This is a genomic window from Cryobacterium sp. 10I1 (assembly GCF_035019805.1).
Lineage (GTDB): Bacteria > Actinomycetota > Actinomycetes > Actinomycetales > Microbacteriaceae > Cryobacterium > Cryobacterium glucosi.
In genome coordinates this window covers 1-6,434 of record NZ_JASJVF010000190.1, presented here as the reverse complement: position 1 = coordinate 6,434, position 6,434 = coordinate 1, and the positions used below count along the sequence as shown (strand labels likewise).

At 69.5% G+C, this 6,434-nt stretch carries 7 protein-coding genes; all 7 read right to left on the bottom strand.

What is annotated here, in order from left to right:
• On the bottom strand, window positions 1-618 hold a 618-nt coding region (locus tag QN345_RS14155; RefSeq protein WP_323508780.1), incomplete at its 3' end, for an aldehyde dehydrogenase family protein.
• The gene (locus tag QN345_RS14150; protein WP_323505057.1) at window positions 618-1,262 is read right to left on the bottom strand and encodes an HD domain-containing protein; all 645 of its coding nucleotides are present in this window, start codon (window positions 1,260-1,262) and stop codon (window positions 618-620) included. The genes QN345_RS14155 and QN345_RS14150, both read right to left, overlap by 1 nt.
• A 46-nt stretch (window positions 1,263-1,308) precedes the next feature.
• On the bottom strand, window positions 1,309-2,685 hold the full coding sequence (locus QN345_RS14145; RefSeq protein WP_323508779.1) for an NAD(P)/FAD-dependent oxidoreductase: 1,377 nt from the start codon (window positions 2,683-2,685) through the stop codon (window positions 1,309-1,311).
• A gap of 5 nt (window positions 2,686-2,690) precedes the next feature.
• Complete coding sequence (locus QN345_RS14140; RefSeq protein WP_134449221.1) at window positions 2,691-3,011, bottom strand: 2Fe-2S iron-sulfur cluster-binding protein; 321 nt, start codon at window positions 3,009-3,011, stop codon at window positions 2,691-2,693.
• A 40-nt stretch (window positions 3,012-3,051) separates the two neighbouring features.
• Window positions 3,052-3,870: an SDR family NAD(P)-dependent oxidoreductase gene (locus tag QN345_RS14135; protein ID WP_323508778.1), complete on the bottom strand. Its 819-nt coding sequence runs from the start codon at window positions 3,868-3,870 to the stop codon at window positions 3,052-3,054.
• A complete protein-coding gene (locus QN345_RS14130) occupies window positions 3,863-5,785 on the bottom strand; it encodes a PEP-utilizing enzyme (protein ID WP_323508777.1) in 1,923 nt (640 codons plus the stop codon). Before QN345_RS14130 ends, QN345_RS14135 begins: the two co-directional genes overlap by 8 nt.
• A 78-nt stretch (window positions 5,786-5,863) precedes the next feature.
• The coding region (locus QN345_RS14125) for a PEP/pyruvate-binding domain-containing protein (protein ID WP_323508776.1) at window positions 5,864-6,434 on the bottom strand (571 nt) is incomplete at its 5' end.

Sequence of the window (6,434 nt, the reverse complement as noted above, 5' to 3'; positions counted from 1 at the left end):
CGCGTTCCAGTCGGCGCCCGCCGTGACGACGTCGCGCACGGTCTCGAACTCTGCGGCGGTGAGGCTGCCGACCGGGTCCTGCCGCACGACGGTTTCGGCGGATCCGTCGGGGAACGGGCGCACGTCTGCGGTCTCCAGGTACCCGGCCAGTCCGGCGAAGTAACGGAAGATCGCTGCGGCATTCGAGGCCGCGCGCCCGGTCTCGGCGACCGGGGAGCCGTTCTCCCACGTGTTGGTGTGCGAGATCGCCGCCGCCCGCTTCTCGATCTCGCCGGCCAGGCGTTCCAGGTACCCGGCGCGCACCGAGGAGGCCAGCCCGCGCCACCCGTCAGCGCCGGCGCCGGCACGCGCGAACGCGCGGCGGGCGGCCGCGACGGCGAGGTCGACGTCGGCGGCGGATGCCACCGGCACACTGCCCCACTCCGCTTCCGTCGCGGGGTTGGTCACCGTGGTCCGACCGGTTCCGCTCGCCGCACGCCAGGCGCCGTCGATGAAGAGGTCGTCGGTGTGCCGATAGGGCAGCGTGGCCGGGAACCTCGTGGGCTGGACGGGCTGGCCGGCCGCAGCCGTGGCCGTGGCCGCCGCTGTCGGTGCCGCGTCGATCGACTGCCCCGTCATCAGAGCACCGCGATCTTCAGCAGCGCCTCTGCCCTGTCGAGTTCGATCGTCGCCATCTCGAGGCCGGCAGCGGTGATGAGCTCCGGCAGGATCTCGGCCCGCAGGCGCCGGCAGTAGAACGACGGCGTCTGGCCGAACCAGCTCGAGGCGAGGGCGATGCCGGCCGGGGTGAAGCGCCAGAGCCGGTCAGCGTCGCGCACGAGCGAGTCCTCGATCGAGTACGACTCGACGCGGGTGTCATGGCCGTCGATGATGTCGGTGACCCGGGTGATGAAGGCCTCGTCGTAGCCGAGGCCCGGCAGCACCTCCCTGGCGATCATGCAGCCCTTGAGCTCGTGCTCGTAGCGGATCTGGGCCTGGCGCCAGTTCGCGCCGAAGCCCTCCGAGATGATCTTGGTCTCGTCCACCCTGGCCCAGCCGCTGTCGTGCAGCAGGATGGCCACCCGCACGACGAGGGCGTCGGCCTCCGGGTAGGCCTCGCAGAGCCGCTCGGCGAAAGCGAAGGAGATCGGCACGTGGATGTCGTTGCTGCGCGTGCGCATCTCGGTCTCGACGGCGCGCCAGAGCGGGTCGAGGTCGCTCGGGCCGACCGCGGCGACGGCGATGGGCGAGGTGTCGATGGACTGGTCGGTCTGCAGTGTCATGGCGTTCTCACTTCGAGGTTGGGGCGCCGGAGCGCGGAGGCTGGGGCTAAGCGGCCGGACTGCCGGCGGGAACGGGGACTGCAGGAGGAGCGAGATCAACGGCGGCCGGCGCAGGCACCGCACGCCCGGCATCCGCCGTCTCGACGGCCGCGAAGAGTTTCTTGAGCGGAACGGTGGTGTCGGTCGCAACATCCGCCGGCACAGAAAGGCCCTTGTGGAGGGCGTTCTTCACGGCCATGAAGTCGAGCGGGCTGTTGATGCAGTCAGCGGCGATGAGCCGGCCACCCCGGTAGTAGAGCACCGAGAACTTCTCGGAGTCCGGCTCGCCGCGCAGAACGACCCGGTCGTGCCCGCCGCTCAGCCCGGCGATCTGCAGTTTGAGGTCGGCCTGGTCCGACCAGAACCACGGCACCGTGCGGTGCTCTGCCGGGAGTCCGAGCAGGGTGGCCGCGGCCACCTTGGCCTGCTCGACCGCGTTCTGCACGCTTTCGAGGCGGATGCGGCCGACACCGAAGTCCCCGATCGACGGGTTCGGCATGTTCGCGCAGTCCCCGGCGGCCACGGTGAGTCCGTCGGAGGCGAGGGCCCTTGCGTCCACCACGATCCCGTTGTCGACCTCGAGGCCCAGCTGCACGGCGAGCTCGGTGCGCGGGACGACCCCGACGCCGATCAGCACGACATCCGCCGCCACGATCTCGCCGGAGCCGTCGCCGTCACCCGGACCGAGCTCGACGCCGGCGACCCGGTCGTGCTCGCCGACGAACCGCACGACCTGCGCGTTCAGCACCACGCTGATGCCGCGGCGCCGGTGCGCCTGCAGGTAGAACTCGCTGGTCTGCTCGGAGACCGCCCTCCCGACGAGGCGGGGAGCCGCCTCGAGCACAGTGACGTTCTTACCGGCGGCCCTGGCCCCCGCTGCGACCTCGAGGCCGATGAAGCCGCCGCCGACGACCACGACGTTCCGCGCCTCACGCAGTTGCTGCTCGAGCACGGTCGCCTCCGTCGCGGTCCGCAGGTAGCTGACGCCCTCGAGCTCGGAGCCCTCGAACGGGATCGTGCGCGGTGCGGCTCCGGTGGTGAGAGCGAGCCGGGCGAATGCGAAGGTGCGCCCGGACTCCGCCGTCGCGACGCCGCCGTCCGCGTTCCGGACGATGCGGAAGATCCGCTCCCGCGGCACGAGGTCGATGGAATGCTCGCGGTAGAAATCGTGGGTGCGGAAGGCCAGGGAGTCAGCGGTCGCCTCGCCCTTGAGGAACGCCTTGGAGAGCGGCGGCCGCTGGTACGGGGCGTGCGGCTCCTCGCCGACGAGGGTGATCGGGTCGGTGTAGCCGAGTTCGCGCAGTGTCGAGGCGAGTTGCACCCCGGCCTGGCAGTTGCCGATGATGAGGGTGCCCAGCCGGGGTGCTGCGGTCGTGTCGCCCATGCCGGTCACACCTGCGTTTCGGGGGTCTGCACGTGCACGGACACGTCGTCGGTCAGTTTCAGCTGGCAGGAGAGCCGGGAATTGTCCTCCCGGTCGACGGCCGTTCCGTCGAGCATGTCGTCCTCGAGGTCGAGCTTCGGCGGGAACAGCCCCGCGCTCTCTGCGCACAGGAAGACGTGGCAGGTGGCGCAGGACAGGCTGCCGCCGCACTCGGCGACGATCCCGGGAACGCCGTTGCGCACCGCGGTCTCCATCACGGAATCGCCCGCGAATCCGGTGACGATGGTCTCTGTGCCGTCGAAGGCGACGTAGCTCACGGTTGGCATTTCTCGGTCTCCTGGTTCGGTTCTCTGGGTTACGGGTGGGTCAGAGGAACTGCCGGCCGCCGTCGACCACGATGGTCTGGCCGGTGATGTAGTCGCTGCCGGGTGCGGCGAGGAACAGGGCCGCCCCGACGATGTCCTCCGGTTCGCAGGCCCGCTTGAGCGAGCCGCGGTCGACGCCGTAGCTCTCGGCGCCCGCGATGAGCCCGTAGCTGGCCTCGGTCAGGGTGAAGCCGGGTGCGATCGCGTTGACGGTCACGTTGCGGTCGCCGAGTTCCTTGGCGAGCACCCGGGTGAGCGCGATGACGCCGCCCTTCGAGGCCACGTAGTGGGCCCACTGGGCCGATCCGCTCATCACCGTGGCGGAGGAGAGGTTGATCACCTTTCCGCCGTCCGGCAGGTAGGGCGTGCAGGCCCGGGTGACGAGCCACGGCCCCTTGAGGTTGACGGCCATCACCCGGTCCCACTCGTCGGGGTCGAGGTCGGTGAAGGGGGCACGGGTCACGGTCGCGTAGATCGCGGCGTTGTTGATGACGACGTCGATCACGCCGGCCTGGGCCGGGGGCACCGTACCGGGGGCGGATGCGCCGGGCCGGGCCTCGAGGACCCAGCCGGCGGCATCCGCGGCCAGCCGGGTGACCGAGGCGAGGTCGGTGACGTCGACCGGGAGGGCGAGGGCGGTTCCGCCGGCCTCTTCCACGAGAACGACGGTCTCCCGCGCGCCCTCGAGGTTGACGTCGGCGACGACCACCCGGTCGCCCTGGGCCGCGAAGCCCAGGGCGAAGGCACGGCCCAGGCCGCCGGCGGCGCCGGTGATCAGCACCGTCCTCTGCGAGACCCCGGCCGCGCCGCGCTCAGGCATGGCTGCTCTCGGCGAGGACGGCGTCGAGCTGGGCGGCCGCGGCAGGGGCCAGGGCGAGGTCGTGCTCGTGGGCCAGGCCGGCAACGTCCTGCTCGGCGCCGTGATCTTCGACGATCGTCACGGTCCCGTTGTTGCCGTCGACCCGCAGCCACTGTCCCGTCCTGATCTGGGCGGAAGCGGTTCCGGTTCCGGTGACCGCGGGCATCCCGTACTCACGGCAGACGATGGCCGCGTGGCTCATCATGCCGCCGATGTCGGTGACGGTCGCGCGGATCTTCCCGAAGATCGGGCCCCACGACGGCGCCGTGACGGGAGCGACCAGGATGTCGCCCTCCTGCACCTCGGAGAGCTGGTCGGAACTGCTGATGACCCGGGCCGGGCCCTCCGCGACGCCGCTCGAGGCGGCCATTCCGCGGAACTCGCCCTCCGGCGCGTCGGAGTCGCCGAGCCAGTTCTTGATCTGGTCGCTCGTGATGCCCCAGAGCATCAGGGTGAAGGGCTCGGTGATCACAGCGGGCGGCGTGTTGAGCGCCGGCTGCGGGCGCTCCTCGGAGAGCGCGTCGACGATGACCTTGCGCCGGGCGACCTCGGCCGGCCAGTAGTCCGGGCCGATCGCGGGGGCGCCGACGGCCCAGCCGGTGACGTAGTCGAAGAGCGTCTCGCGCACCTCGTCGCGGCGGAGGTAGAACATGCCGTTCGCCTCCGGCCAGAACCCGGCCTCGGAGAGCATCTTCGAGAGCTGGCGGGCCTTCCGCCAGAAGACGCCCATGGTCCAGTGCTCGATGTAGAAGTTGTGGTTCTCCACGTAGGGGTAGACCTGCCGCGCGAGACCGAGCTTGCCCTGGAACGCGGCGAGCTGTTCTGGGCTGAGCAGTTCGGAGTATTCCTCGGTGATGCGGTCGCGCTCGGCGACGAGCTCTGCGACGGGACGGTCGATGCCGACACCGTTCTGCACGCGAACGATGTAGTCGGCGATGTAGCCGAGCGGCAGCTCGAGGTGGTCCATCCAGTACTTGTCGTGGGCGTAGAAGCCGTTGCCGACGGTGAAGTTGAACCAGGGATCCTGTGCCTCGGTCCAGGCCGCGAGCCACTCCGCTCCGCCCGCGGCCGCGCCGATCGCGGCGAGGGTTTCCTCCGGGTTCTCGGTGTTGCCGAAGTGACCGTCGACGCCGAGTTCGACGGCGAGCTTGGCGAGCTTCTTGAGCTCGTCATCCGGTCGGAAGAGCTCCATGTCGACGCCCTGCACCATCTTCGCGACGGCCTGGTCCGGGATGCCGGGGAAGACCTCCTTGCAGAAGCTGAAGAAGTCGAGGTAGGCCACGTAGCCGAGGTTGAGGAACTCGAAGTGGTACTGCCAGGCCCGGTAGGTGAGGGACACGAGCTTGTCGAAGTTGCCGAGGAGCTCGTCGTTCGGGCCGAGACCCTTGCCGCTCGTGACGTCCTCGAGCGGGACCGCGTTCGGCAGCGCCTCGAAGGACAGGGCGTTGAGCTCGTCGATCGTGCCGCGGATCTTGCCCTGCCATTTTTCGAGCAGGCCGTCCCAGTTCTGGAAGTAGTGGCCGGCGCGGGCCATGAACTCGGGAACGCGGGCGGCGATCTCGGTCTCGGGAACACCGACGGGCGACATGAACACGTAGCCGTTGTGGATGCGGAACTCGATGCCGTTGGCCGGCGGGATCAGCAGGTGGCGGGAGTTGTACTGGCCGAGGCAGGAGACGGCGAACTCGAAGCCGATGGTCTCGAAGGGCTTGGTCACCGTCGGCCAGTGCTGGCTGTCGCAGAACCAGAACTTGGCCTCTTCGACCTCACGCCGGTTCTCCTGGAAGACCAGGTTGTAGGCGTAGAGGTCCTTCCAGCCCTCTGCGGGGGCCGCGGGCTTCTGGTCGTACGGGCTGGGGAATGACTTCTCTGTCATGGTTCAACCGTTCTGTGTGGGTAAACGCGGGTGGAGGGGACGAGCGGGGAAGATGAGGCGCAGCGGATGCGCGGGAGATCAGGCCTTGCCGGCCTGCGTCATCAGCGAGCGGGTGATGCTCTCGATGCCGAACCCGGCGGACTGCGTCGGAATCGAACCCGACGCCGTCGAGGAGAACACCGTCTCGGGTCGGGACTGCAGCAACAAGAGGTTCTCCCCGTCCGGCAGGTCGCGGTCGAGGGCCCATTCGATGTCCTGGGGGCACTTGAAGTGCTTCTCGGCGCGCTTGGCGATCGCGGCGATCGCGGTGATCTCCGTGTCGCTGATGCAGAGGCGCCCGCGGCGGTCGGCAGGGACCTCGCGTTCGACGAGGGACTTGCTCGCGGGGTCGGGCACGAGTTCGGCGTGCTTGTCGCCGATCGAGTGCTTCACGACCATGAGCATGACCTTGTCGACGGTGATGTTGTCCGGCGTCACCTGCCCGGAGACGACGAGCTCGCCGAGCCCGTACGAGGCCTCCATCACGATCTTGGAGCGGTCGCCATTGGTCGGGTCCATGGTGATCGCGACGCCGGCGACCCGGGCGTTCACCATCTTCTGCACCGCGACGGCCATCGAGAGGCCTTCGTTGGGGATCTTGTTCTTCAGC

Excerpts from the sequence above, each read along its gene's own strand:
- QN345_RS14150 (WP_323505057.1), bottom strand. The coding sequence starts at position 1,262 with ATGACACTGCAGACCGACCAGTCCATCGACACCTCGCCCATCGCCGTC.
- QN345_RS14145 (WP_323508779.1), bottom strand. The coding sequence starts at position 2,685 with ATGGGCGACACGACCGCAGCACCCCGGCTGGGCACCCTCATCATCGGC.
- QN345_RS14130 (WP_323508777.1), bottom strand. The coding sequence starts at position 5,785 with ATGACAGAGAAGTCATTCCCCAGCCCGTACGACCAGAAGCCCGCGGCC.
- QN345_RS14140 (WP_134449221.1), bottom strand. The coding sequence starts at position 3,011 with ATGCCAACCGTGAGCTACGTCGCCTTCGACGGCACAGAGACCATCGTC.
- QN345_RS14135 (WP_323508778.1), bottom strand. The coding sequence starts at position 3,870 with ATGCCTGAGCGCGGCGCGGCCGGGGTCTCGCAGAGGACGGTGCTGATC.